At 38.1% G+C, this 428-nt stretch carries 1 protein-coding gene; it reads right to left on the bottom strand.

Annotated features, from left to right (window positions below; all coding sequences use genetic code 11):
- Positions 1 to 428, bottom strand: a 428-nt coding sequence (locus EAS64_RS48130; RefSeq protein ID WP_145862455.1) for a YoaK family protein, incomplete at both ends; no start/stop codon positions are given.

Here is a 428-nt window from a genome sequence, read left to right as displayed (position 1 = left end):
AAGCGCGGCATATATACCAACTGACCGGAGTTTTTGTTTATCTTTGGTAATGATATACTGAGCAAGATTTGCCGACATGGACTTCATATTACCTGTCATAAAGATACTTCCGTAAGCACGACCATGAACTTTTGTAAAAGTATCATATTGAATCGCCATAAAGTAAGAGAAAATCCCAACATAAAAGGAAACAGGAATCTTCAAGCCCAAACCATAAGCCAAGGCAAAAATTGTCACCCCTAACCATTGAACCAATAACAAATAAGAGGCATCAAAACGGCGACGTTTCATCAAATAGGGAGAATAAAAGCCCCGAGTCATTACTCCTAATATAAAGAAGATAATCGGAATTGCAAAATCCCAAAACCTAGCAAAATCTCCTTTAGCAATATTAATCCCCGCCTGAATAACATTCCCTGATTGTGCAC

Source organism: Trebonia kvetii (genome assembly GCF_007827045.1).
Taxonomy (GTDB): Bacteria; Actinomycetota; Actinomycetes; order Streptosporangiales; family Streptosporangiaceae; genus Trebonia; species Trebonia kvetii.
Note: the sequence above shows the minus strand (reverse complement) of the source record. Positions and strands in the feature narration are given on the sequence as shown.